The organism is Chryseobacterium ginsenosidimutans (assembly GCF_039536845.1).
Lineage (GTDB): Bacteria > Bacteroidota > Bacteroidia > Flavobacteriales > Weeksellaceae > Chryseobacterium > Chryseobacterium ginsenosidimutans_B.
The window spans coordinates 549,686-575,537 of the sequence record NZ_BAAAZJ010000003.1 but is presented as its reverse complement, the minus strand read 5'-3'; the positions used below and the strand labels follow the sequence as shown (position 1 = coordinate 575,537).

The following is a 25,852-nucleotide window of genomic DNA, read 5'->3' as shown; positions in this document are numbered from 1 at the left end:
AAAAAAGACAAATAAAATATTCAAATTAGTAGGTATAAAGATTAGAAAACTCTGTCATCCACTGTTGTTGTTCCTCTAACATTTTTTTGTAACCGGGAACTTCATACTTTAAAGTTTCAGATTTTACCAAGGATTTGTCAACCGTTTTCCCGTTGTAGGAGTTTATTGTGATATCATTCTTATTCCAGATCTCTTTAAAAATTGTTATCAGATCATATTTATTAATAGGAATTCCGTTGGTAAGATGAACCAAACCCTGCAATGGATTTTCTATGAGATAATCTATTGCTTTCGCTAATTCTAAAGTTGTTACTCCACTCCAAAAAGCAGAAGTATAGCCATTAACCTCACCTGATTGGTTCATAAACCAATGAAACAGACCTATACCATTTTTATTAAGTTCCGGACCGATAATAGAAGTTCTGATGGTAAGATCTTTATCATTAACAATTTCACCCAATGCTTTGGACTGTGCATAAAATCCATCTCCGTCCTTAAAATCATCTTCTTTATATTGCCCTCGCTTTCCATTAAAAACGCAATCTGTACTGATATGTATAATCTTGGTTTTTAGTTCTTTTGTGATTTCTTCTAAAAAATGAGGGAAATAACTGTTGAACCAAACCGCTTTCGACGGATGATCTTCTGCATCTTTATTTAGAATTCCTATACAATTAATGATAAAATCAAAATCTTTATCTGTGATAATTTTTTTAAGTTTTACCGTATCAGAAACGTCCAACGAAAATTCTTTCTCTGTTTCAGTAATGTTTCTTGCGATACCATATATTTCATAATCTTCATTTTTATTAAGATAATTATATATGACATGTCCCGCCATTCCTTTGATCCCTATTACAAGTATTTTTTTCATTTCTTGTCCCAAATTACTTTATTAACGATCGCAGAATAGCTCTGAATTGCTTTAATTACGCGATTAGAAGTATTTTTTACTTCATATTCAAATGGTAAACCTATATTAGAATCAAATAATCCTTTAGAAACTTCAATGGCATTCAACATTTGGTTTTTGGAAATTCCTCCCAAAACAATAGTTCCGGCATCGATAGCTTCCGGTCTTTCTGTACTTGTTCTGATGCTTACTGCCGGAAAGCCCATCATCGCTGATTCTTCACTTATAGTACCACTATCGGAAAGAACAATAAATGATTTGCTTTGCAACTTAACATAATCGAAAAAGCCTAAAGGAGCTACATTTTGAATTAGTGAATGAAACTTAATATTATTTTTTTCAATTCTGTTTTTTGTACGTGGATGAGTCGAAAATATTATTGGCATCTGATATTTCTCTGCCACAGCATTAATGGATTCTACCAGAATTTCAAAATGGTTTTCCAAATCTATATTTTCTTCTCTGTGCGCACTTACCACGATAAAATTATTTTCTGTTAATTCTAAACGCTCAATAACATCACTCTGCTGAATTTTATCCTGATATTTATCTAAAACCTCCTTCAATGGAGAACCTGTAACAAATACATGATCCTTACGGAAACCTTCACTCAATAAGTATCTTCTGCTGTTTTCCGTATAAGTAAGGTTGATATCGCTGATATGATCTGATATTTTCCTGTTAATTTCTTCCGGAACATTCTGATCAAAACATCTGTTTCCTGCTTCCATGTGGAAAATAGGGATTTTAAGTCTTTTTGCTGCAATAGTACTTAAAACACTGTTCGTATCTCCCAAAACCAACAATGCATCAGGTTTTTCTTGTGACAGAATTTCATAAGACTTAGAAATTACATTACCGATTGTTTCTCCTAAATGATTTCCTGCAACATTAAGAAAATAATCAGGTTTGCGAAGTTCTAAGTCTTCAAAGAAGATCTCATTAAGCTCATAGTCATAATTTTGGCCTGTATGTATTAAAACATGTTCGAAATACTGGTCACACTTTTTTATGCATTCTGTTAAGCGGATAATTTCCGGTCTTGTCCCTAATATTGTTACTACTTTTAATTTTTTCATTTTATTTCTGTTTCCATTTTTGGGAATCAAATTTATAATCGTCTTTTACTTCTCCTAATTGATAATCTGAAAAAACGACTAATCTGGATTTTGGCTCAAGTGCCTGTATTGATGAAGCATATCCTTTTTCAACAAATAAAGAATCCATAGAATTATCATTAATAATAAAGCTTTGAACCTCTAAATTGCCGGAAGGGTTTTCAAAATCATCAATTTTAACTAATTTTATTTCAAATATACCTTGTACAACTACAAACCATCTGCTTTCAATTTTATGTCCTTGCCATGCTCTGCAAGTGTCAATGTCTTTATTTTCTATAACATACATTCTTTTTACGAGAGTAAGATCTAATGAATTATTATAGAAAACTGTTCCTCTTTCATCTTCATGAGATCCTCCTTGTAAAACCTGCATTATATTAGTTTTGAAAAAAGATCTAATTTTTTTAATAATACTTTCACACCTTCTACATCTTCTCTTTTGGTATTATGAGAGTTATAATCTTCTATCGATCTTTCAATCTGATTACCTTCAGAAAAATATTTGGCATAATTAAGATCACGATTGTCTGCTGGAATTCTGTAAAATTCTCCCATATCTTCTGCATTCATCATTTCTTCTCTTGTACAAAGTGTTTCATATAGTTTTTCACCGTGCCTGGTTCCTATAATTTTCACCTTGTTGTCTGCATTTTTCAGTTCTAAAACAGCTTTAGCCAAATCACCAATTGTTGCAGCCGGTGCTTTATTAACAAACAAATCTCCAGGATTAGCATGTTTAAAAGCAAATAATACCAATTCAACAGCCTCATCCAATGACATTAAAAAACGAGTCATATTAGGATCTGTGATAGTGATATCTTCGTTGTTTTCTATTTGATTCAAAAATAACGGAATTACAGAGCCACGTGACGCCATAACGTTACCATAACGGGTTAAGCAAACTACGGTATCTTTAAGATTTCTAGCTTCTGCAACTGCTACTTTTTCCATCATGGCTTTAGAAATTCCCATTGCATTAATAGGGTAAGCTGCTTTATCTGTAGACAGACAAATAACTTTTTTTACTCCGTTTGCTGCTGCTGCACGAATAACATTCTGAGTTCCTTCTACATTGGTTTTTACAGCCTGCATTGGGAAAAACTCACAAGACGGAACTTGTTTTAAAGCGGCTGCATGAAAAACATAATCAACGTCTTTCATTGCGTAATCAACACTATTATAATCTCTTACATCACCGATATAATATTTTATTTTATCATTTTTATAAAAATTACGCATATCGTCCTGTTTTTTCTCGTCACGGGAGAAAATACGAATTTCTTTAAAATGATCTGTATCTATGAATTTTCTTAAAACGGCTGTCCCAAATGAACCTGTTCCACCAGTAATAAGAAGTGTTTTATTTTGTATTTCCATAATTTGTTTAAAATAAGCACGAAATTAAATTATTAATTTCATTATTTACTTTTGATTCTGAATTTATTGTATTTTTTTGTAAAGATAAAGATAATGCCTCAGTTATAGAATTTACATCTAAAGGATCGAATACAAGACTAGGTTCACATACAGCATAAGTATATGGTAAATCTGAACCAATGATCTTGCAATTGTTTTCTATAGCTTCAATAAGTCCTAACCCAAAGCTCTCCGTAAGTGACGGAAAAACATGGTATTCTGATTCTGAATATAATTTTTGTAAGCTTTCTCTTTCTACAAACCCTATATTTTCAATCGGATAACCTTCATTTCGCTTAACATTAATAATATTTAACATTTCTTCTGCATCAGAAGGAATTGTCAGAATAAGTTTTCCTTTTTTATGCAAATCATAAAATTTAACAAATGCTTCTATTAATCTTCCATGATTTTTATGAATAGTTACATTGCTTACATAAATATACTGATACTGTTTTTTAGCTAAAACAACCTGTGAATCAAAAGGAGGATAAAATGGCAATGTTAAAATTGTGTTTTCATTGATTTTATATTTTCTGGAAAGCTTTTCTTTAACTAAACCAGTCTGTACAACCCAGTAATCCGTATTTTTCTTAAAATTATTTAATATATGTGTTTTAATATAATATATTTTCTTCTGTACGAAAGACATTTCTTTCGGCAAATCAAGAAAAAGCAACTGATGAAAGTAAGTATATACCTTAGCTGAAGTTCTAATATTTGGGGGCAAATTACCAAAACAAAGAATTGTAGAAAACTTATTTTTATTTTCTTTATAAAAACTACGTCTCTTCATTAATGAAGCTTGTAAATAGACAACCTTATTAGTTGACTTTATTTTTATGCTTTCATCTTTTATTCTAAAATCCAAAAGATAAAAAACCTCTTTATCGGTTTTTTCCAATTCGACAATGAGATAGTCTAATAAAACTTTACCACCACTATTGTTTATATATATTGCATCAATAAGAATCATTTTGCTGCTAAAATTTTTTCGTATAGATCAACATACTGATTTACAATCATTTCCGGACTGTATTTTTTTACATTTTCATGCCCTTTTGAGATCAATTCTTTTTTCATATCATCATTAGATATAATTTTTATTAGTGAATTTCTGATCTCTTCTGTATTATAGGGGTCTATGAGCAATGCTCCAGTTCCTGCGACATTGTTCATGGGTGAAAGATTAGAAGTAATTACAATACAATTTCTCGCCTGTGCTTCTAAAATCGGCAGCCCAAATCCTTCATATAAAGATGGAAAACATAATATATCGTTTTCATCATACAATTTTTTAAGCTCATCATCTGAAATATTGACATAATTATTATAATTCTGATTATTCTTCTTCAAAATCTCCAATTGTGTTTCATCTAATTTTCCTACAATTGTAAGTTTAACATCAAGATCTTTGCACGCTTGTAAAACCCTTTCAATATTTTTATTTGATCTTGTACCTACGATAAGAATTTTAGCTCTCCCTAGGTTTTTTTTTAAATCAACAGGTAAAATGTCAATAGTAATACAATTGGGAATTACCTGAATTTTATTTGCAACAGAGGGCAATAATTTTATGATTTCCTGTTTTGTTTTTTCGGAAATTACGGTGATGTATTTTAATTTTTTGAAAGGTAAATATACCCATATTAAATAATATAAGAATTTTTTGATTCCAGTATATTGGTATAACCCGGATAAGTCATGAACAGTAAGTAAAGTTTTTCTAGAGTCCAAGGCTAATGAAACCCAATGTATATCTCCGGTAATATGATTGATCTCTCCCTGATTTTTTTTAAAATAATCGAGAGCTTTAAAAAATTTAGAAAGAGAATAAGGATTGATAAATGTTTTATAACCAATATTTTTTCTGTCCAATTCTTCTTTTATGACAGAAAAAAGTTTTTCTATGCTTATCTGTCCTTCTAAAGGGTTTCGTTCAAAAAAATGAATTTCCATAGCTTACAATGTAAAAAATATAGTTTTATAAGGTAGAAACAGATGTGGATAATACATGATACTTTTTATACAAAGTACAAGAAAAAACGATATTAATCCTACAGTGTACACATATTTTTTTTCTTTCATAAATAGTGATATCAACCATACATAGAAAAGAGCTTCAAAGATATTGAAATAAATACTAATTCTGGATATTATGAATGTAAAATTGAATGATAACATAACATATGCAAACAGTGAGAACAACATTATATTCAGTACATACTGCAATATACTTTCTTCTATCAATATTTTCAACTTATCTTTATAGATAAACAGTAAAGCTATCGGCAATACGCGTCTTAAAATTCCGAATAAATAAATTTTCAGGTTTATAATATTGGATGTAGATAATGACAAATATCCGAAAAACCTTTCGGTATATGCTTTAGGCAGGAGTAAAATTACTTTTTCCATTATAAATCCATTGAATCCACTAAGCTGTGCGAAAACAGCAAATGCAATTAAATAAAACCAATATTTGTATTGTATATTATATGTAAAGAAAACGAAAACCAAACAAATTATTACGGTTCTGTGAAATAGAGAGGCAATAAGGATAGATAAAATAAACCATAATTTTCTCTTCTCCAGAAAATATATGCTTGCAAAAAACATAATAGAAACCGACATTAATTGTCGCGTACTTCCCATTAATCCAACAGCAAAACAAAAGAAAATAAATACAAATAATATAGGATTTTGTGTAGCTTTTTTAATCGAAAAAAAATACATCAGAAATATCACTGCATAGTAAACAGCATTAAAAAAATAGAATGTAGACTTTAGATAATACTTAAAAAAAAAGACAGTAAAATTATATCCCCATTCGTATCTATCTGTCCAAATACCTTCTAGTTTCATCCTATCAAAATTATTATAGTAATTGGAAAAGTCTGTCCCACTCTCCCATCTGAAACTTTCTAAAAACCACCAAAAAAGTAAACAGAAAACGAATATAATTGTTTTCTTAGTCGCTAATAATTTATCATTAATAAAAGAAAAGCTCAACAAAAAAAGGACAAATATTGGTATCACTTAGCAATTCTTTAAATTATTTTCTAAAAAAATAGTCATATTCTAATATACTATTGATGAGTTTTATTAATAAATAAATCTACGATAGTCCATATTATAAAATAATCCTTTATAGGGATCAAAAAGATCTTTGTAAGCACCTATCGACTGATTAAAATCTATAAATGCAATAATAAATAAAGGAATTATTAATATCATTCTTTTTTTCTTATCCTCTACTAATAAGAGAAGAAACCCTATAAGAATTGGCTCCATTGCATTAAAGTACAAACTTCCTCTACTTATCATTACTAATAAAGATTTACTAAATATAAAATAAAAAAGTATTCCCAGAAAATATCCGTTAAAAATCAAATTATATTGAGGAATTTTTTCCTGTAATTTATTTCTGACGATATAAAAAACAAATAGAAAAAATAATCTTTTTAAAAGACCAAATACTGACAATATAGCTGTTTCTTTCTCTGCTGCTTTTACATACAGCTCTGCTTTCTTACTTGCCTCCTCACTAATTCCACCGGCCATTCCAAATATATAGATAGGAATAGATGAATATCCTATTACTATAGCTCCTAGTAATAATGCCAAAAGTAAGTAACCTTTAAACTCTCTATTAATAAAGAAGAAGAATATAAAAATTAAAGATGTTGCATGAAAAAAATACCCTATCAGTATTAATAAAAAATAATATGTATATTGTTTTTTAAATAAAAATGTTAATGAATATAAGCCCAGTCCTAATGCCAGTAATTGCCGATTAGTTCCCAGATTACCCATAAATAAACAATAGAATACGAGTAAAGTAATAAAAAAATACTTAGAAAAAAAATTTAAAGCCTTAAAGATCAGAAAATAGAAAATCAATGCATTTGTAAAAAGAAATATTGAATATCCATAAGCATATTTATAAAAAAAATGGGCAAAAAAATCATATCCCAGCTCCAATTGATCATTATAGCCTATCCATCGATGCTCATTTCTGAAATTTTCATAATGATTCAGGTAAGGAATCCAGTCTGTTCCGGTTTCCCATCTAAGCCCCATCTGAGTAACTAATATTACAAAACTTAAAAACTTTAAAGTATTCAGCAATGTGCCAGATTCTTTTACGTCTTTAAGATTTAACTCTATGAGAGAAAAAAACACTAAGAAAAATATTGTAAAAAAATAAATCTCCATATTAGTTTATTAATTCCAACATTGTTTTCATTCTCTGTTCATATGTATGATGCTCTAAAAAATGTGCTCTCTGCTGTTCACAAATAGCATATCTTTCTTCAGGTTTATGAATATAATACTGAATTTTTTCTATAGCTTCATAGATATTTTTATACGTAAATTTTTCAGGATCAATCACAGAATACTCTTTGATTATTGGTTTATAGTCACAGATTTGGAAACCTCCAATTCCTGCAATTTCAAAAAACTTTACGTTTACAGATTCTATTTCAGCATAGTGAAAATTATTAAATACTATTTTAGAACCTAATAAAACCTCAGACTTTCTTTCTCCGGTTATAAATTCATTAGTGAAATTATTTTCAACTGCTTTTTGGGGAAATCTTCTGTCTGGTATACCAAACAATTTTATATCTATACCGCTATCTACAAGATTTTTCACCATATTAGCGCGATAAGGATACATTGTTCCAAAAGTTACAACATCTATATTGATGTCTTTTTCTAACGCCGCTTTTTCTTTATCTACAGGTTTATGTACTCTTTGATTAAAGGCTTCAGGAAGATAATGAGCATTCAGATTCATCTTACCTTTCATGAAATCAACGATATAAGGATCTTTGGTAAAATAGGCGTCATAATCTGAAACAAATATCTGCTGATATTCAAAGGTTGTCAAAGCATCAGGATTGATATGGATTACCTTTACGTTTTTCAGCTCATTTTTGATTTTTCTGATGCAACTTGGATGGATAAAACGATACACTCCGATTACTAAATCAGGCTTTTCATCTATAATTCGATTCGCTATTTTAGTAAAAACTTGTTCATCATATTTTGGGAAAAATTTTGTTGCCCAATAATTATATTTATAGGGTATTTTAATAACATCTTTTACATCAATATGAAAGATATTGTGCCCCATGAATTCTAAAGAATCATGAAGATGATATTCCAGACTGTCAAAATCCTTACTTCCTATAATCGCTATTTTCATAAAAGCTTATTTATATTATTTTTAAAGAAACTGATATTTTCTTTAAAACTATAATTTGAGTTCAAAAATCTTATGGGGCTGCATAATAATTCAAAAAAAACATATTTCAAAAAATTCTTACTGTCATTTTTTCTAAAATATAATGTCTGGCTATCCTGTATGATTTTTCTCTTCCAATTATTTACCTTAGAACTTGCACCTTCCAAATGAATTATTTTCGTCTGATTGGTAATATAATTTATTTTGGATAAGTTAACGATTCTCTTTTGTAGATCAGTTTCTTCAAAATAGAGGAAAAATTTTTCATCGAAACCACTTACTTCATTAAATAATTTCCTTCTTAAAAACATATCCGCCCCACTCACCATATCCACTTTTGTAATGTCACTAAAACTAATTTTTTTGTATGTCTTATATTTTGTTTTAAAAAATAAATTTAAATAATCCGAAATATAAAATTTAATCTGAGGAAATGAACCTGCAGTATTAATCATATTTAAATTTTCATCACATAAAACTGCTCCTAAAACGCCGATATTTAATTTACTCTCATTAATTTCAAAAAAATCTTTCAAAATTTTTATTGAATTTTCAATTAAGATCGTGTCAGAGTTTAGTATAAATAAAAATTCTCCGGTAGCATGTTGGTTTCCCAGATTATTGGCCTTCCCAAAACCGAGATTTTCCAGGGAATAGATGTATTTTATATCATCTCTTTGTTCAAAATGCTCTTTGGAGCCGTCTGTAGATCCATTATCTACTAATATAATTTCGTATTCTATATCTTGAGTTTTCGAGATGATAGAATCTATGCAGTTATTTGTGATAACTTTTGTATTATAATTTACAATTATAATGGAAACCTGCATTACTTAATTTTTTATTTTTTTTATAGAATCTAAAATATCTTTATCCAGTGTCTTGTAAAATATGCTATTTTCTTTTTTTATTAATTCAATATCAAAATCAATAAGATTAATTTTTTTTCTCTCTTCGACCAATTCTTCAGGAATTCTCCATCTGATAAACTTTGCAGGATTTCCCCCAACTATCGAAAATGGCTCTACGTTCTTTGTTACAATACTCCCCGCTGCTATTATAGATCCTTTACCTAATTTTATGCCCGACATAATTATAGAATTCGCTCCTATCCAAACTTCGTCTTCAACTTCTATTGCGCCTTTTGTCATGGCATCATCTTGAGGACTGTGTTCAATAAAAACCGATTTAACAGGAAATGCAGAAAAAGTATCAATCTGATGATTACCACCCAAGATAAAACGAACATTAGAAGCAATACTTACAAAGTTTCCTATTATTAATCTTTCATCTTTATGATCATAGGCTTCAATATTAAGTTGACCATAAGAATATTTTCCTACTTTTATCTTATCTATACCGGAAATATGTTTTCCTAAAGTGGTACTATTGTGTTTATTAGCCAATCTCCAATCTACAGATTGTAGGTATTGTCTAAATAACATGATTATTTTAGAACGAATTAAATTTAATAGTTTCAAAAACCTGATCATAAAATCTGATTGTAAATTTTCATCAGCTCATCCATATGTTGTGAAGCTGTTTTCGTTCCTTTTATTGTATTAATTACTCTATTGTATAAATTAAAAATTTCTTCCGAATTCATCAATTTTAAAACAGAATCAATACCTATTTCATTATTCTCAAAAAGAAATCCGTTATTTTCATTAACAAAATCAGGAATTCCACCCATTTTAGTCCCGATAACAGGAACTCCGGCATTTAAAAATTCAAAAACAACCTGTGGAGCATTGTCTTCCCAGATCGATAGTACAAGACCCAGATCAATTTGCTTTAAAATATCAACTAAATCGCTGTGCTGATATCTTCCATGATAAAATACATGAGGCATTGATTGTATTTTCTCTAAAACCGAGCTGTCGATCCCACCATAAATATGAAATTCGTGATCACTGTTTTCTACTAATTTCAAAAACAGATTGGCTCCTTTATGAAAATGTAAATTACCAATGAAGCCCAATTTTAGTTTTTGAGTAGGATCTTTTTTCTCTCTTCCTGTAAAATTATTTCTAAAACTTTCATCAGCCGTATAATTACCAATATGGTTTACAATAAATAAATCATTATCATATCCGTTTTCTTGATAAATTTCTTTTACTCTACTGGAAACAGCAATTATAGAATCAACATTTTTAAATAATTTTTGTCCTTCTAAAAATCTTTCATGATGACCGCTTGAATTTCCTAATCTTTTTATTTTCAAGAGTTTTAATCCTTCCCTTACTCCTGCTGAAATATAGCGGTTATCTATAGTTTCTTCAAAAGAAATACAAGAGTTACATTTTTTATTAGCATCACTATTCGTGCATAATTTTCCATCTTTATCCAAAAGTATGATTCTGTTACACACATATGAATAATCATGAAGAGATACAACTACTTTAGCATATTTCTTGAATACTTGTAAAGCTTTCACAGGCAAATCTATCATCATGTGTACATGAATAATATCCGGCGAAATATCTTTTACTATTTTTTCTAGTAAATCAATATCACTATTATTGATAACACTGCTCAAATGAAAAGGTCTAAGTTTAGGATTTATATTGAGCGTCTTAAAGCTGTAATTCTTTTCTTCCTTATTGTCTTTTGAATAAAGTACTGTTACATCATGCCCATTTTCCGCCATTGTACTAGAAATATTTCTCACATAATTTGTTATTCCTCCATGAAAAGAAATATCAAAACCGGTACAAATTTGAAGAACTCTCATAAATTTAATTTATTTTTTTTATCAAATCCAAAGCCTCACCAATCACATGGTGCATATCCATATATCTATAAGTTGCCAACCTTCCTACAAAAGAAATTTTATCGAGTTTCTTTACTTCATCTTCATATAAAGAAAGTTTTTCCATATCATCTTTCAATCTTTTAGGATAATATGGGATATCATTTTCTTCAGTTTCTTTACTGTACTCTGTAAAATATGACGTTTTTTCATGTTGCTCCCAAGGTGTAAAATGCTTGTGCTCATGAACTCTGGTATACGGAACTTCAGGGTCTGCATAGTTGATCACAGGATTTCCCTGATAATCTCCATCTGCAACTGATCTTTCAAAATATACCGTTCTATATGACAATCTTCCGTATTTAAAATCAAAGAAGGCATCTATAGGTCCAGAATAAAAGATATGATCATACTCCGACAAATCCCAAGAAGAATCAAATTTTGTATTTAATTTTACTTGAATATTAGAAGCAGCAAACATTTTCTCGAAAATTGCAGTATATCCGTCTTTTGGAATTCCCTGATATGGGTTTGCATAATAATTATCATTATAATTAAATCTTACAGGTAATCTTTTCAAAATACTTGCAGGCAATTCTGTAGGTTCACAACCCCACTGCTTTTTAGTATATCCATAAAAGAAAGCTTTATAAAGGTCTTCCCCGATGAATTTCATAGCTTGTTCCTCAAAGTTCTGAGGCTCTTCAATATCCTTTTTAGCAACAGATTCTATAAAAATCTTTGCTTCTTCAGGTTTCATTGCCTTATTAAAAAACTGATTTATGGTATGTAAATTAATAGGCATTGAATAAACATTTCCTTTATAAACAGATTTTACACGATTTACAAAAGGCACCATTTCACAGAAATTCTGAATATAATCCCAAACTTCTTTATTATCAGTATTGAAAATATGGGGCCCATATTTATGTACCATCACATTTGTTTCCGGATCTCTTTCAGTATAACAATTTCCTCCGATATGATCTCTGTCGTCTATAACCGTAATATGATTTTGAGGATCTTTGCTCAATTGTTCTGCAATTACAGCGCCTGAAAAGCCAGATCCTATTATTAGATATTTTTTCATTTTATTATTCTTTTCTATTTTTTAGTGTCAAAATAATTTGTTTGGGTTTAAAATATTCTGCTTCAAAAACTCCAATTTTTTCTTTCTTCAGAGCAAAATACATTAATACTGTTACTAAACATTCGATAATTACACAATTCCATGCAGTTCCAATATACCCCCAATATTTACTCATTATGATATTGAGAATAAATCCTATAATGCTTGCGATAAAAGTAGCTTTAAAAAATACCTTATCTAAACCTAAATTTAACATTAACTGAATTCCAAATATATTTGACATTCCAACAATGAGTGGTATAAATGAAATAATTTTTAAAACAACTATGGAATTATCAAATTTATGTCCATAAATAAGTTTAATTAAAAATGGAGCAAATATTAATATTGCAATTGAAGCAAAAAGAGTTAAATAAAAAACAATAGGCAGAATCTTTTTTATAAGATTTATCCCGTGTTCTCTGGATACAGAAAATCCTTTTCCTATGAATGGATAAAGAGCTGTAGAAATAGGAATTGTCAGCATTAAATTGACTATATTCAAAAAACCTTGGCTAGTTGTATAATATCCAACCTCTTTATTGTCTGCAAAAAACCCCAGAACCACAGTATTGGTAGAAGTATATAAACTAATAACTACTGTAGAAAAAAAAATCATTCTCTCGTTTATAATTAGTTTAAGAGCCTGCCTGACAGATATAAGCTCATACTTTATGTGAAATTTTTTAATGGCATAAAAAAACAAGAAAATATTAATAAGGAGTAAAAAGGATACTGATAAAGTAGGTATCCAAAAATAATCTGAACTTTCTTTTATTAATATAAATACTAATACTGTATTAATAATACCTTTTACAAAATTCAGCTTTGCAAAGATTTCCAATTCTTGAAGCCCTTGGAAAATATATTGTGGAGATATGACGGTAGAGATACATCCGACAAATAATATCACTGCAATGTAAATATCTTTCTGTATTGGCTTAAAAAAGTATATCGAAATTATAAATAAGATACAGGATATTAAAAACAAAATAATTCTGGCTGTAATAACTTCCGAAATAATAGTATTGATATATTTTTTATTTTCAGAATTCTGCGAGATTCTTCTTGTAGCAGTTAAATCAAAACCATAAGCTATCAAAAGAGTAAAATACCCAATAAAAGCAGCAGCGTAATTAATTATACCATATCCATCCGGACCAATAATTCTAGAGACATATGGTACAGTAATCAATGGAAATACATAATTGACAAATTGTATGATTCCCAAAGACGCTACGTTTCTTATTAATTTTTTTTTTTCAAGCATTTATTATCTTTTAGATATGGAAATTAAAATCTCTGGAGTTTAATTGAATAGTATCATTTAATTTGCTTCAATAAACATCTCAAACAAAACCACCACAATCTTGATATAACCTTTTCAGCTTATAATCTTGCATCTACAACATTTCTATCTAAAAATGCTTTAACATCAAATAATACCGACTCTTCATTTTTCAGAGAAATAATATCCAAATCTTTGAATTCATTATGAGAAACGGCTAAAACAATAACTTCATATTTTTTGTCATCTCCAAGATTCTCAAGAGTTTCTACATTATATTCCGATTTTACCTCTTGCTGATCTGCCCAAGGATCATAAATATCTACATTCAGCCCATATTGTTTAAGCTCTGTATAAATATCTACAACTTTCGTATTCCTTATATCAGGACAGTTTTCTTTAAATGTAACCCCAAGAATCAATGCATTTGCATTTTTAATCTGAATTCCTTTCCGGATCATTAGCTTTACCACTTTTCCTGCGATAAATTCCGGCATCATGTCATTCACTCTCCTACCACTCAAAATCACCTGAGGATGATATCCTAGCTGTACAGCCTTGTGAGCCAAATAATATGGATCAACAGAAATGCAGTGACCTCCTACCAGACCAGGACGGTATTTCAGGAAATTAAATTTGGTTCCTGCAGCTTCTAAAACATCATGAGTATCTATACCCACTCTGTCAAATATGAGAGCTAATTCGTTTACGAAAGAAATGTTAACATCTCTCTGGGCATTTTCAATAGCTTTAGATGCTTCGGCAACTTTTATACTTGGCGCTTTATGCGTACCCGCTTTAATAATCAGTTTGTATAGCTGATCTATGTTTTCTGCAATTTCAGGTGTTGACCCAGAAGTTACTTTTTTTATTGTTACAAGAGTATTTACCTTATCTCCAGGTACTATCCTTTCTGGAGAATATCCCACATAAAAATCCTCATTCAGTTTTAATTCTGATTCTTTTTCTAATACCGGAATACATTCTTCTTCTGTGCATCCGGGATAAACCGTAGATTCATAAATAACAACATCTCCTTTTTTTAGAATCCCTCCCAGCATTTTACTTGCTTTAATTAGCAAAGTAAGATCTGGAGCATTAAATCTGTCTATTGGTGTCGGCACAGTTACAATATATACATTTGCATTTGCAATCTCCTCCAAAGAATAAGAAGGTATATACCCTTTTTTAAAATTATTTCCAGAAGCAGCTTCTTTTAAACGCTCTTTTATTTCATAACAATCAGCTTCTAATGTATGATCTTCACCATTTTTAAGTTCTTCAATTCTTTTTACATTAATATCAAAACCATATACAGGTAAATGTTTTGAAAACTCTAATGCTAACGGAAGCCCTACATATCCTTGCCCAATTACTGCAATCTTGTAATTTTCTAGTATATTCATCATTTGTTATTTAAAAATACTTTTTATTTTATCAAAAAAGCTTTTGTGTTCTGCTCCATAACCATATCCATACTTATTACCATAAGCGAAATATTCTCGACTTACATCATTAAGTACAAAAGCAACATTCTTTATCCTTTTACCTTCTATCTGTTTGTTAGCAAAATCGATTAAAGATTTTTCTGTATGCTTTGATCTAGTAACGTATAAAGTTACATCTGCCAAATCTGCCACCAACAAAGTATCTGTAACTAACATTAATGGTGCTGTATCTACAATAATATAATCGTATTTTTCTTTCAGTTCGGCGATAAGATTTTCATATCTTCCATTAGATAGTAATTCTGTCGGATTTGGAGGAATACTTCCTGAATATATTACATCTAAATTAGGATTAAAAGAACTTTGATGTATAATATCTTTGACAACAATCTGATCGTCATAAAGGAATTCCGTAAGACCTGCCAATCCTTTTCTTGCCGTGTTATATCTTTGTAATTGAGGATTTCTAATATCTGAACCTATAATAATTACCTTTTTCTTAGGAGTTGCCATTGTTAAAGCAAGGTTTACAGACACATGAGTTTTACCTTCGCCTTTTACTGTAGAGGTAACAAATACTGTTCTTCCCGGTTGAAGACTTTTCGGAAACATAAAATTCATGTTGGTAATTAATATCCTGAAAGATTCCGCCATTGGTGACAGATCATTTATTTTCACTAATTCATTCTGTCCACGTTCCATGCTTGGAATTTCTCCAATAATTGGTTTTTTATGGGTGAGTTTCTCCAAATCATGTTTTGTTTTTACTTTATTATTAAATAATTGCTGCAAATAAATAATACCTACTGGCAATAATAATCCAAATAAAAACCCAGACAAAAGGATAACCATTGATTTTGGAGCAACCTGAAAGCCAATATATGCTTCATCAACAATCCTAGCCTTGGGAGCAGTAACTGCCATCGATATAGCTGTTTCCTCTCTTTTTTGCAATAAAAGTAAATATAATGCCTCCTTTATTTGTTGTTGTCTTTCAATACTTCTGAAAAGTTTTTCCTGAGCAGGAACTTTAGCAATCTTTCCAGAAATTATATTTTGTTCAGATGACAAACCATTTTTTGCTAATTGGAGACCTGTTTTATTTTTTTGTAAACTCTGGATAACCGAACCCCGAAGGTTATTGATTTGCTTTGTAACATCCATTACCAATGGGTTTTGAGGAGTAGCACTTTCCAGCAATCTATTCCTTTCCAAAACCAGCTGGTTATAAGTTGATACATTGGCAGTAGCACCCGGATTGTTCAATCCTACATTACTCGGAAGCGTTTGATAAGAGTTTTGGTTCGAAACATAACCCAGCAAAGCATCCGTAAGCTCCAATTGAGCATCAATTTCCAGCTCTTTACTTTTAGCTTCAACATTTGTCTGTAATCCAATTTTAGTTTCAGCTTCAATATCCGAAATCTGATTACTCTGCTTGAATCTTTCTTTCTCGCTTTCAACGTCACCTAAATCTCTCCCTACCTGAGTTATACGATCATCTATAAATTTCGCAGTATTACTAAATTCTGTATTTTTATCTGCTATTGCATCTTCATTATATACCTGAACCAACTTATTGATAATCACTTTAGCCTTTTCTGTTTCGCTATAATTCATAGCTAACTTGATGACCGTTGCATCTTTATTTATTAAAGTAACATTAAGTGCGCCCTGATATCTATCTGTCTTGCCCGCAAGATTGGAAATATCCAATAACACTTCATTAGTTTTATTCTTTAATGCATATTGCTCGTTTTTCAATATCATTATATTCGCAAACGGCAAACTAATTACTTTATTAAAAGTTGTAGTGATTGTAGGGATCCCTTCTGAACTCAGTTCTAATTTATCACCATTTATCTTTAAATTCATTAAACGAGAGACTTTTGCAGAAGTCTGCTTTTCTTGGATCATTCTTACCTTTACAGGCGATGTTTCACCAAAAAGCTCATGCTTTATATCTCCTTGGAAAACATCTGTTTCAAGACCTAATTCTCTTACAACCTCTCTTATTAATTTTTTGGATTTTAAAATCTCCATCTCATTTTCCACACCATTACTTCCAATTTTTCCTATTCCGGAAATATCTCTTAATACTGCAAAATCCTGAGTTCCTCCATTGTTTGCTTTAGCATCTTTTATAAGTATTGTAGATGCAACCTCAAACACGGCCACTTGCTTTCTAAGGTATAAATAAGCGAATATAACGGCTATAATAACACTAACTATAAACCAATACCAACTCTTTAAATAAGGCTGTATTATCTCGCGTATATGTAATTCTGAATTTTCCGCTTCCGCTACATAATTATTCTTTTTCATCATTTTCTTATTTCTTAAATAAACCTATTGCTACTGCTATAGCTGTAACACCTATTGAAATAGCAGATAAAATGAGTGGTGTATTAGGATTTTGCTTAGAAATCGTATCTTTTGTATTGTTTGCAGAAACAATTATTGCATCACCTTGTCTAAGATGATAATAGGGAGAGTTTATAAGATTAGCATCCTGAAGATTTACTCTTCCATGTGTGACCTGCCCATTCTCTGTTCTTATAATCAATACATCATTTCTCTTACCAAATGCAGTAAGATCACCTGCCATACCAAGTGCATTTAAAATAGTTGCCTGACCATTACTAACAATATAATCTCCTTGTCTGTTTACTTCTCCTAAAATCGTTATTTTAAAATTAGCGAGTCTTACGTTTACTGTTGGATTAATAACAAATTCAAGCATCTTGTTTCTTAACTCATCTTTGAACTGCATTAATGTTTTGTTAGAAGTATTAAGTTTTCCTAAAATAGGAAAATCTATATCCCCATTTACATCTACAATATAAGAGGGTCCTGAAATATTAACGGTTCCCTGACCTGGAGTATTTCCTCCTGCCAAAGCATTAGACTGAATATACTCTGATGATGAATAATTTTGATTAAATGGTTTCACAACATCCGTATCCTTAGCCGTAACAAGAATAATAAGCTGATCTCCAGGTTGAATTGTGGGTTGAGAATTTATCGTTGAAGCTTCTAATGCAACATTTTCTATATTCTGCAGATAATTCAAATCATTCGGTGCATTAGGATTAGTTTTACACGAAACTAAGACAAATGCTATTAATACAGCCAGTATTTTACCTTTCATCATATTTTAAAAATTGTACAAATATACATTTTATATTTTTCTATTTATCCAGTATTTCATAAATAGAATTGTTACTTCTAAATTCGGGTACGATAGTTTTCAAAATTCTTACCACTTCTACTTTGTCTCTTCTGACTGCAGCTTTAGTAACAAGATTTATCATACTTTCTATTTCTAAAAACTCCATACTCGGATCTTTTGAAATCATAATTTTATCATTATGAGTAGGAAGTGTTTTTGCATCATCGCTTAAAAGCTCTTCATATAGTTTTTCACCCGGTCTTAAACCAGTATAAATAATCTTAATATCAATATTAGGTTCAAATCCTGACAATTTTATCATTCTGTTGGCAAGATCTAAAATCTTTACTGGTTCCCCCATATCAAAAACAAAAATTTCACCACCATGCCCCATTGTTCCTGCCTGCAATACCAACTCGCATGCTTCAGGAATAGTCATAAAATATCTTACAATATCCGGATGAGTAATTGTAACTGGACCTCCGGCTTCAATCTGTTTTTTAAAATGTGGAATTACCGAACCATTTGATCCTAATACATTTCCAAATCTTGTTGTGATAAATTTGGTAGTATTTCCTTCTACATTTTGCAATGACTGAACAAATAATTCAGCAGCTCTTTTTGAAGCACCCATCACATTGGTTGGGTTTACCGCTTTATCTGTAGAAACCATTACGAATCGGTTTACATTATATTTACTCGAAAGAGTTGATATTATTTTTGATCCCAAAACATTTACCAAAATCCCTTCATGCGGATTTTCCTCAACTAAGGGAACATGTTTGTAAGCAGCAGCATGATAAACCATTGAAAAATTATACGCCTGAAATAATGGCTCTATTCTATGCTTATTAGAAACATCTGCCAAAACAAATTTAAACCTGATATGAGGGAATTTATCTTTCATTTCAAGTTCAATATCATAGAGAGGGGTTTCTGCCTGATCTAGGACAACAATTAAAGAGGGATTAAACTGTGCCACCTGTCTTACAATTTCACTTCCGATAGATCCCGCACCGCCAGTTACTAAAATATTTTTATTGTAATGTCTACTTTTAACCTCTTCATTTTCGATCTTAATAGGCTTTCTATTCAATAAATCTTCAATCTGAAGGTTTCTGATAGATCCTCCTAAGTCACTATCTCTTAATTTTTGTACAGAAGGAGCCTTGAAAATATTAAGATCTTTTTCCAAAAATAAATTCACCCAAGAATTCATTTCGTCTTTAGACATCATTTCTTTTACAATAATTACTCCGTCTATCAAAAGTTCTTCTTTTGTATTTCTTTCTATTTTATCTTTAGAAAGAATAGGTTTTCCTAATAATGAAGCTCTTTTTGAATCAGTTCTCTGGGTAAGAAATCCCACTACATGATAAGGAAGGCTTGGATTATCAAGAATTGCTCTTGCAATGGCAATAGACTGTTCATCAATACCTAATACAAGAATTCTTTTCTTTAATGTACTTCTTCTGTATTCTCTAACAATATGAAAAAACTCCTTCACATATAATCTGAAAAGGAATAATCCCATAAAAGAAATAATAAAATACAGTACCAAATAGGGGGTAAGAATAAATTTACCACCGGTAACCCAAAAGTAAATAATATTGATCGTTCCTACCATAAACATGGTACAGAAACAAGAAATCAATAATTTAAAAAGATCTATAAAAGTTGAATGTCTAATAATTCCTGCATATGTTTTAAGAATATACATGAATAAAGTATTCGTAAGTATAATAGCGACAAAAACAATACTTTTATCATCATGATAAATAAACTCTTTCTGAGTAATCTTTTCAATAATGTAGGTAGATATAAATAACGATACTACCAGAATAATAATATCAATTACTAATATTATCCATCTGGGAAGATATCTTACATCCGAGAGACTGACAACATTATCTCCTCCAAAGATTTTCTTTCTAAGAGAGTCGTACATTGTCTTTATTTGTGTTCATATATTATTAAGGTATAAACCTAGATTATTAAAAAAAATAATCTTAAGGCATTCATGCAAAATTAAAATAAAATTTCATCTATACTTTAATTTTAAAAAATAAATTTAATCTGAGTTTTTACCATTTCCCATTTTAAATTTCATTTAAGATATAGAGTAACCCATTTTCAAAAACTATACCATAAAAGTATATTTTAAGGGCTTTTTTTATTTCATTTTTACTGGAAATAAATATTTTCAACAATAATCCATTTCCATTACATTATTATGATAAATATAAAAATTATGTTACATTTTTAAATCAGCTCTAATAAAAATGAAAATTATATTTGTCCAAAAATATCATTTATTTTCTCATATTCAAAACCTCGGCTTATCAAATATTTTATTGTCTTTGATTTTCTTTGATATTCTTTTAATCCGTTTTGTTTGGAATAGTAATCTTCGTAGATTTTTCTGATCGTTTTTTCATAATCATCTTCATCTATTTCATCGAAACACTTATTTATTAATTTTTCGGGAATTTGTTTTTGTTTTAAATTAATTTTAATTTTCGTCTTTCCCCAATGTTTAATATAGAATTTTCCTCTGATATAGCTTCTGGTAAATCTCTCTTCATTTAAATAATTTTCCTTTAAAAGATAAAGCACAATTTCTTCCTTCGCTTCATCAATTAACAGAAACTCCTTCATTTTCTGCTCCACTTCCGCATGACAACGATCCTGATAAACACAATAATTCATCATTTTCAGTTTAATTTCATTAAAAGTGAACGATTTCTTTTCCATATTTATAAAAAAAGAATGAGCACAAAAGCCCATTCTTTATATCTTTAATCGAGATAAGTATTAATAATTAAATAATGCCTTACCTTCCATTAATCCGTTAACTTTCTTTCTAACAGAAGCAATTACTTCTTCATTTTTAATATTGTCAACAACCTCAGAAATAAATCCGGCAAGGGTATCCATATCATTTTCTTTCAATCCTCTAGTCGTGATTGCAGCAGTTCCCAATCTGATACCAGAAGTCGTGAATGGAGACTTATCATCAAACGGAACCATATTTTTATTACAAGTAATATCAGCAAGAACCAAAGCTTTTTCAGTTTCTTTACCGTTTACTCCTTTATTTCTAAGATCAACAAGCATCAAATGATTGTCTGTTCCTCCACTTACAATATCAAATCCTCTGTCTATCATTGATTTTGCCAAAGCCTGAGCATTAGACTGAACCTGTTTTGCATACGTTAAAAACTGATCATCCAAAGCTTCACCAAAAGCAACCGCTTTACCAGCGATAACATGCTCCAACGGACCTCCCTGAATTCCTGGGAAAACAGCTCCGTCAAGAACCTGGCTCATCATTTTAATATCTCCTTTCGGCGTTTTGTGACCGTATGTATTTTCGAAATCTTTCCCCATCATAATCATTCCTCCTCTCGGACCTCTTAACGTCTTGTGAGTTGTTGTTGTAACAACGTGGCAATGTTCGAATGGATTATTTAAAAGACCTTTTGCAACCAAACCTGCAGGGTGAGCAATATCTGCCCAAAGTGTAGCTCCGATTTCATCTGCAACCTCTCTGAATTTGGCATAATCCAAATCTCTTGAATATGCTGAGAAACCTGCAATAAGCATTTTTGGCTTTTCTCTCAAAGCAACTTCTCTCATCTGATCGTAATCGATAAGCCCAGTTTCCTGCTGTACTCCGTAAGAAACCACATCATACTGAATACCTGAGAAATTCACAGCTGAACCGTGAGTAAGGTGACCTCCCATCGAAAGATCCATCCCCATAATTTTGTCACCCGGCTTCAAAACTGCCAAATAAATTGCCGCATTTGCCTGAGAACCGGAATGTGGCTGAACATTTGCATAATCAACTCCGAAAAGTTCCTTAGCTCTGTTAATTGCTAAAGTTTCAACCTCATCTACTACTTCACAACCTCCGTAATATCTTTTTCCGGGATATCCTTCTGCATATTTATTAGTCAATACGCTTCCCATTGCTTTCATTACATTTTCAGAAACAAAATTTTCTGATGCAATCATCTCAATTCCATGGGTTTGTCTTTGTCTTTCTTTTTCAATCAGGTCGAAAATAATGTCCATTTTACTTTTAGTTTTGAAATTTTTCACCCCAAATGTACGGAATTTTCACCAAGATTTTAGTATTGTCAAATATGATTTTTAGATTAAAAATTTAATAAAAAACGGCTAAAGCTCTTCATTAATGAACTTTTCGCAATATTTTTTTATTTCATCACGAACATTTCTAAACTGTTGATTGATTTCTTCATCCGTTCCAACAGCTTTTGCAGGATCTTGGAAGTTGTGATGAAAAACTTTCGCTTTTGTAGGAAAATACGGACAGTTTTCCTTTGCATTATCACAAACAGTAATTACAAAATCAAAGCCTATATTTTTATATTCATCAATATTGTTTGAAGTGTGATGTGAAATATCAATTCCGTCTTCTTTCATTGTAGCGACAGCTTTAGGATTTACGCCGTGAGTTTCAATTCCGGCACTGTAAATTTCTGCCTTATCTTTTGCAAAATATCTTAAATACCCTTCTGCAATCTGACTTCTGCAGCTGTTTCCGGTACAAAGTACCAATATTTTCTTTTTCATATTTTAAACAAATAACCAAATGATATTGATAATGCAAAATTTTGGATCAAACCCGAAAATCAACTGCAATACAATAACTGAGGTGGTAATAATTAATGGTTTTCTGTATTTAATGAGTCTATTTTTCATGGTTTAGCAACATCCGGAATTTGGTGCGCAACGACTTTCTTTATTCTCTGATAATTCACTCAAACTCAATTTCTGCTTTTGTGGAGGAATTCCGCAGGCGTCCTGAGCAAGACACGCTGTTAATTTATTTTTTAAAACAAAATGTTTTCCGTTAAAATCCAAATCATATTTTCCGATGCTTGAGTCTTGATATTCTACTTCAATTTCAAAATTTCCGATTCCTAATTTTTCTTCCGAAAGATTAATAATATGAAGGAGTTTGCCAGGTTTCAAACGATGTTCAAAATCATCCGCATTCCAAAGCTGAAAGTTTACTTTTTCTTCTTTTCTGATAGTTCCGCCGCAATCAATAAAATTTTTAGTTACCATTCCAATTTCTGTCACATGAAAATGTTCAGGCACAAATTTTCCATTTTCCAGTTCAAATTCCACATTGTCTAATGTTGGAAGAATTTTTTTAATTTGTTCTAAGGTCATAATTGTTTATTCTAAATCGTTATATCGCAATATTACGATAATTATTTGCAAAAATTTTTCAACAGCAATTTTGTTTTTTTACTGTGGTAATGATGTTTGAAAAAAACAGGGTCAAAAGTTCGAATGCTTTTTCGTCGATACAATAGCAAACTGAGTTTCCTTCAATATTTCCTTTAATCAATCCTGCATTCTTTAATTCTTTCAAATGTTGAGAAACCGTAGGCTGGGCAAGAGGCAGCTCATTGACGATATCTCCACAGATACATTCGTTCACTTTCAGCAAATATTCAATAATTGCAATTCTTGCGGGATGTCCTAAAGCCTTTGCAATCGTCGCAATTCTGTTTTGCTGTTCGGTAAAAAAATCGGTTTTGGTAGCTCCCATTTTATAATTTATATCGCAATATTACGATAATAAATTTTACTGGCAAATTTTTCCCAAAAAATCCTCACAGAAATCCGTAAGAAAATAATAATATGCATAGAAAATTTTTAAAATTCTTCTTCCGAAAGTTCTTTATTAACAACAGCTCCAGCAAAATTTCCCTGAGCCACAGCATTGGCGACAGATCTCATCATCGTCACATTATCTCCGCAAGCAAAAATGCCGTCAATATTTGTTTTCTGCATAAAATCAACTTTAATAAAACCTTGCTCTGTCAATTCTATACCTAAATCTTCAATATTTATATTTTGTTCGAAGGGAATTTTCGCGTACAAAGCCTGTAAGGGAATTTCTTTTCCGTTTTTAAATATCAACTTTTGAATTTGTCCATTTTTGTGTTCAACTTTTTCGATTTCATCTTCAATGAGATTGATTTTATTTTGATTAAATTTTCTAAGTTGCTCTTCAGTTAAAGTCGATTTTCCGTTGGTAAATAAAGTCAGATGTTTTGTTAAATTAAAAACCAGTTTTGCAAAATCAAAAGCAATAGCACCATTGGAAAGAATACCTGTAACCTGTTCTTTCACTTCATAGCCATGACAATACGGACAATGAATAACAGAAATTCCCCAACATTCGATAAATCCCGGAATATTTGGCATTATATCTTTAATTCCCGAAGCAAGAATCAGTTTTTTTGCATAAAATTTTTTATTATTTTGAGTTTCAACTTCAAAACCTTTATCTTTTTTTGAGGTTTTTGTCACTACTCCATTATGGAATTTTACAGTTTCGTATTTCAAGACTTGTTCTTTCGCCAAATCAGAAATTTCTTTTGGCGTTTTTCCGTCGTGGGTAATAAAATTATGTGAATGCGGAGTCTGTCTGTTACATGGTTTTCCGCTGTCGATGATTAAAACTTTTCGTAAAGATCTTCCTAAAGCCATTCCTGCAGATAATCCCGAATAACTTCCCCCGATTATAATAACGTCAAAATTCTGTTTCATGATTTTGTTGGTTGTTGGTTGTTGGTTGTTGGTTGTTGGTTGTTGGTTGTTGGTTGTGCAAATGTAAAAATAAATTCTCTTTAATGCGACTAAATCGCAATAATAATTTTTATATTTGCAGTATGGCAAAGAGAAATACCATCACAAAACAGTTGATTCTGGATTCGTTAAAGACTTCTAAATCTGCGGTGAGTCAGGAAATTTTACAGAAAGAATTGGGCGAAGCCGTTGATAGGGCAACAATTTACAGGGTTCTGAACAGCTTCTGTGAAGATGGAATTGTTCACAAAATTCTGGGCGACGATGGAAAGTTTTATTTTGCTTTTTGTATTAATTGTTCGGAAAAGAAGCATCAACACAATCATTTTCATTTTAAATGCCTGACTTGTGGAAAAATTGAGTGCTTACCAAATGAAGTGGATGTGAAATTACCGCAAGGTTATGAATCGATGACTTTTAATGGCTTTATTTCGGGGTATTGTAAGGATTGTTCAATTTTGTAAATCGATTAAGTAACCTAATTTTGTCATGTAAAGCTGGATTCCTAGCCCTGATTGAAGCGACATCCTTTTTTGTTGCGGGCGGAGCGAAGCGGAGACCGTAACAAAAAAGATACAGCGGAAAGCGGGAAAAAGCTCCTGAAAAAAATGATAAATTATTGTACAGCACTCCGGAATGAGAAAGTCGGTACTATATGATGTTGAAATTTTGTGGATAACTCTGTGGATAAGTTTGTGGATAACTTTTAAAATACTTAAT

General features: G+C 30.7%; 25 protein-coding genes. 1 reads left to right on the top strand and 24 read right to left on the bottom strand.

Going from position 1 to position 25,852, the window contains the following annotated elements; translation table 11 throughout:
* Positions 1-25: 25 nt before the first annotated feature.
* The 24 genes from ABD745_RS02685 to ABD745_RS02575 form a co-directional block, all read right to left on the bottom strand.
* On the bottom strand, positions 26-874 hold the full coding sequence (locus ABD745_RS02685) for a dTDP-4-dehydrorhamnose reductase family protein (RefSeq protein ID WP_344824770.1): 849 nt from the start codon (positions 872-874) through the stop codon (positions 26-28).
* The gene (gene wecB / locus ABD745_RS02680) at positions 871-1,992 is read right to left on the bottom strand and encodes a non-hydrolyzing UDP-N-acetylglucosamine 2-epimerase (RefSeq protein WP_344824767.1); all 1,122 of its coding nucleotides are present in this window, start codon (positions 1,990-1,992) and stop codon (positions 871-873) included. Before wecB ends, ABD745_RS02685 begins: the two co-directional genes overlap by 4 nt.
* Before the next feature lies 1 nt (position 1,993).
* The gene (locus tag ABD745_RS02675) at positions 1,994-2,407 is read right to left on the bottom strand and encodes a cupin domain-containing protein (RefSeq protein WP_344824764.1); all 414 of its coding nucleotides are present in this window, start codon (positions 2,405-2,407) and stop codon (positions 1,994-1,996) included.
* A complete protein-coding gene (locus ABD745_RS02670) occupies positions 2,407-3,411 on the bottom strand; it encodes a polysaccharide biosynthesis protein (protein ID WP_344824761.1) in 1,005 nt (334 codons plus the stop codon). Before ABD745_RS02670 ends, ABD745_RS02675 begins: the two co-directional genes overlap by 1 nt.
* 7 nt (positions 3,412-3,418) lie before the next feature.
* Complete coding sequence (locus ABD745_RS02665; RefSeq protein WP_344824758.1) at positions 3,419-4,426, bottom strand: glycosyltransferase; 1,008 nt, start codon at positions 4,424-4,426, stop codon at positions 3,419-3,421.
* Positions 4,423-5,409, bottom strand: a complete 987-nt coding sequence (locus ABD745_RS02660) for a glycosyltransferase family 4 protein (protein WP_344824755.1) — start codon at positions 5,407-5,409, stop codon at positions 4,423-4,425. The genes ABD745_RS02665 and ABD745_RS02660 overlap by 4 nt, the downstream gene beginning before the upstream one ends.
* A gap of 3 nt (positions 5,410-5,412) precedes the next feature.
* Positions 5,413-6,489, bottom strand: coding sequence for an EpsG family protein (locus ABD745_RS21520; RefSeq protein WP_425549778.1), 1,077 nt, complete (start codon positions 6,487-6,489; stop codon positions 5,413-5,415).
* 66 nt (positions 6,490-6,555) lie between these two features.
* The gene (locus ABD745_RS02655) at positions 6,556-7,668 is read right to left on the bottom strand and encodes an EpsG family protein (RefSeq protein ID WP_344824752.1); all 1,113 of its coding nucleotides are present in this window, start codon (positions 7,666-7,668) and stop codon (positions 6,556-6,558) included.
* A gap of 1 nt (position 7,669) precedes the next feature.
* A complete protein-coding gene (locus ABD745_RS02650) occupies positions 7,670-8,665 on the bottom strand; it encodes a CgeB family protein (protein ID WP_344824749.1) in 996 nt (331 codons plus the stop codon).
* Positions 8,662-9,534, bottom strand: a complete 873-nt coding sequence (locus ABD745_RS02645) for a glycosyltransferase family 2 protein (protein WP_344824747.1) — start codon at positions 9,532-9,534, stop codon at positions 8,662-8,664. The genes ABD745_RS02650 and ABD745_RS02645 overlap by 4 nt, the downstream gene beginning before the upstream one ends.
* Before the next feature lie 3 nt (positions 9,535-9,537).
* Positions 9,538-10,149, bottom strand: a complete 612-nt coding sequence (locus ABD745_RS02640) for a CatB-related O-acetyltransferase (protein WP_344824744.1) — start codon at positions 10,147-10,149, stop codon at positions 9,538-9,540.
* 44 nt (positions 10,150-10,193) lie between these two features.
* Positions 10,194-11,438 carry a glycosyltransferase gene (locus tag ABD745_RS02635; protein WP_344824741.1) on the bottom strand — a complete coding sequence of 415 codons (1,245 nt, stop codon included), beginning with the start codon at positions 11,436-11,438 and terminating at the stop codon, positions 10,194-10,196.
* Between the two features lie 4 nt (positions 11,439-11,442).
* On the bottom strand, positions 11,443-12,546 hold the full coding sequence (glf, locus tag ABD745_RS02630) for a UDP-galactopyranose mutase (RefSeq protein ID WP_344824738.1): 1,104 nt from the start codon (positions 12,544-12,546) through the stop codon (positions 11,443-11,445).
* Between the two features lie 4 nt (positions 12,547-12,550).
* On the bottom strand, positions 12,551-13,855 hold the full coding sequence (locus ABD745_RS02625; protein WP_344824735.1) for a flippase: 1,305 nt from the start codon (positions 13,853-13,855) through the stop codon (positions 12,551-12,553).
* Positions 13,856-13,974: 119 nt separating this feature from the next.
* On the bottom strand, positions 13,975-15,273 hold the full coding sequence (locus ABD745_RS02620; protein ID WP_344827192.1) for a nucleotide sugar dehydrogenase: 1,299 nt from the start codon (positions 15,271-15,273) through the stop codon (positions 13,975-13,977).
* Positions 15,274-15,285: 12 nt separating this feature from the next.
* Complete coding sequence (locus ABD745_RS02615) at positions 15,286-17,649, bottom strand: GumC family protein (protein WP_344824732.1); 2,364 nt, start codon at positions 17,647-17,649, stop codon at positions 15,286-15,288.
* A gap of 4 nt (positions 17,650-17,653) precedes the next feature.
* Positions 17,654-18,475, bottom strand: coding sequence for a polysaccharide biosynthesis/export family protein (locus ABD745_RS02610; protein WP_344824729.1), 822 nt, complete (start codon positions 18,473-18,475; stop codon positions 17,654-17,656).
* 37 nt (positions 18,476-18,512) lie between these two features.
* The gene (locus tag ABD745_RS02605; RefSeq protein ID WP_344824726.1) at positions 18,513-20,441 is read right to left on the bottom strand and encodes a polysaccharide biosynthesis protein; all 1,929 of its coding nucleotides are present in this window, start codon (positions 20,439-20,441) and stop codon (positions 18,513-18,515) included.
* Between the two features lie 341 nt (positions 20,442-20,782).
* Positions 20,783-21,247, bottom strand: coding sequence for a regulatory protein RecX (locus ABD745_RS02600; RefSeq protein WP_344824723.1), 465 nt, complete (start codon positions 21,245-21,247; stop codon positions 20,783-20,785).
* A 60-nt stretch (positions 21,248-21,307) separates the two neighbouring features.
* Positions 21,308-22,573 (bottom strand): serine hydroxymethyltransferase, encoded by a 1,266-nt coding sequence (gene glyA / locus ABD745_RS02595; RefSeq protein ID WP_344824720.1) that lies wholly within the window; start codon positions 22,571-22,573, stop codon positions 21,308-21,310.
* A gap of 105 nt (positions 22,574-22,678) precedes the next feature.
* Entirely contained in the window at positions 22,679-23,095 is a 417-nt protein-coding gene (locus ABD745_RS02590) for an arsenate reductase ArsC (RefSeq protein WP_344824717.1), read from the bottom strand.
* Positions 23,096-23,227: 132 nt separating this feature from the next.
* A complete protein-coding gene (locus ABD745_RS02585) occupies positions 23,228-23,701 on the bottom strand; it encodes a DUF6428 family protein (RefSeq protein WP_344824714.1) in 474 nt (157 codons plus the stop codon).
* Positions 23,702-23,759: 58 nt separating this feature from the next.
* Entirely contained in the window at positions 23,760-24,086 is a 327-nt protein-coding gene (locus tag ABD745_RS02580; RefSeq protein ID WP_344824711.1) for an ArsR/SmtB family transcription factor, read from the bottom strand.
* 107 nt (positions 24,087-24,193) lie between these two features.
* Complete coding sequence (locus ABD745_RS02575; protein ID WP_344824708.1) at positions 24,194-25,093, bottom strand: NAD(P)/FAD-dependent oxidoreductase; 900 nt, start codon at positions 25,091-25,093, stop codon at positions 24,194-24,196.
* Between the two features lie 122 nt (positions 25,094-25,215).
* On the opposite strand from ABD745_RS02575, the gene ABD745_RS02570 reads away from it, so the two are divergent.
* Entirely contained in the window at positions 25,216-25,596 is a 381-nt protein-coding gene (locus ABD745_RS02570) for a Fur family transcriptional regulator (RefSeq protein ID WP_344824706.1), read from the top strand.
* Positions 25,597-25,852: the final 256 nt, after the last annotated feature.

Bases quoted from the DNA above. Each gene is read 5' to 3' on its own strand.
- ABD745_RS02615 (WP_344824732.1), bottom strand. From the start codon at position 17,649: ATGATGAAAAAGAATAATTATGTAGCGGAAGCGGAAAATTCAGAATTA.
- ABD745_RS02635 (WP_344824741.1), bottom strand. From the start codon at position 11,438: ATGAGAGTTCTTCAAATTTGTACCGGTTTTGATATTTCTTTTCATGGA.
- wecB (WP_344824767.1), bottom strand. From the start codon at position 1,992: ATGAAAAAATTAAAAGTAGTAACAATATTAGGGACAAGACCGGAAATT.
- ABD745_RS02625 (WP_344824735.1), bottom strand. From the start codon at position 13,855: ATGCTTGAAAAAAAAAAATTAATAAGAAACGTAGCGTCTTTGGGAATC.
- ABD745_RS02610 (WP_344824729.1), bottom strand. From the start codon at position 18,475: ATGATGAAAGGTAAAATACTGGCTGTATTAATAGCATTTGTCTTAGTT.
- ABD745_RS02580 (WP_344824711.1), bottom strand. From the start codon at position 24,086: ATGGGAGCTACCAAAACCGATTTTTTTACCGAACAGCAAAACAGAATT.
- ABD745_RS02590 (WP_344824717.1), bottom strand. From the start codon at position 23,095: ATGAAAAAGAAAATATTGGTACTTTGTACCGGAAACAGCTGCAGAAGT.
- ABD745_RS02575 (WP_344824708.1), bottom strand. From the start codon at position 25,093: ATGAAACAGAATTTTGACGTTATTATAATCGGGGGAAGTTATTCGGGA.
- ABD745_RS02660 (WP_344824755.1), bottom strand. From the start codon at position 5,409: ATGGAAATTCATTTTTTTGAACGAAACCCTTTAGAAGGACAGATAAGC.
- ABD745_RS02585 (WP_344824714.1), bottom strand. From the start codon at position 23,701: ATGACCTTAGAACAAATTAAAAAAATTCTTCCAACATTAGACAATGTG.
- ABD745_RS02650 (WP_344824749.1), bottom strand. From the start codon at position 8,665: ATGAAAATAGCGATTATAGGAAGTAAGGATTTTGACAGTCTGGAATAT.
- ABD745_RS02685 (WP_344824770.1), bottom strand. From the start codon at position 874: ATGAAAAAAATACTTGTAATAGGGATCAAAGGAATGGCGGGACATGTC.
- ABD745_RS02665 (WP_344824758.1), bottom strand. From the start codon at position 4,426: ATGATTCTTATTGATGCAATATATATAAACAATAGTGGTGGTAAAGTT.
- ABD745_RS02570 (WP_344824706.1), top strand. From the start codon at position 25,216: ATGGCAAAGAGAAATACCATCACAAAACAGTTGATTCTGGATTCGTTA.
- ABD745_RS02605 (WP_344824726.1), bottom strand. From the start codon at position 20,441: ATGTACGACTCTCTTAGAAAGAAAATCTTTGGAGGAGATAATGTTGTC.
- ABD745_RS02600 (WP_344824723.1), bottom strand. From the start codon at position 21,247: ATGGAAAAGAAATCGTTCACTTTTAATGAAATTAAACTGAAAATGATG.
- ABD745_RS02645 (WP_344824747.1), bottom strand. From the start codon at position 9,534: ATGCAGGTTTCCATTATAATTGTAAATTATAATACAAAAGTTATCACA.
- glf (WP_344824738.1), bottom strand. From the start codon at position 12,546: ATGAAAAAATATCTAATAATAGGATCTGGCTTTTCAGGCGCTGTAATT.
- ABD745_RS02675 (WP_344824764.1), bottom strand. From the start codon at position 2,407: ATGCAGGTTTTACAAGGAGGATCTCATGAAGATGAAAGAGGAACAGTT.
- ABD745_RS02670 (WP_344824761.1), bottom strand. From the start codon at position 3,411: ATGGAAATACAAAATAAAACACTTCTTATTACTGGTGGAACAGGTTCA.
- glyA (WP_344824720.1), bottom strand. From the start codon at position 22,573: ATGGACATTATTTTCGACCTGATTGAAAAAGAAAGACAAAGACAAACC.
- ABD745_RS02640 (WP_344824744.1), bottom strand. From the start codon at position 10,149: ATGTTATTTAGACAATACCTACAATCTGTAGATTGGAGATTGGCTAAT.
- ABD745_RS02655 (WP_344824752.1), bottom strand. From the start codon at position 7,668: ATGGAGATTTATTTTTTTACAATATTTTTCTTAGTGTTTTTTTCTCTC.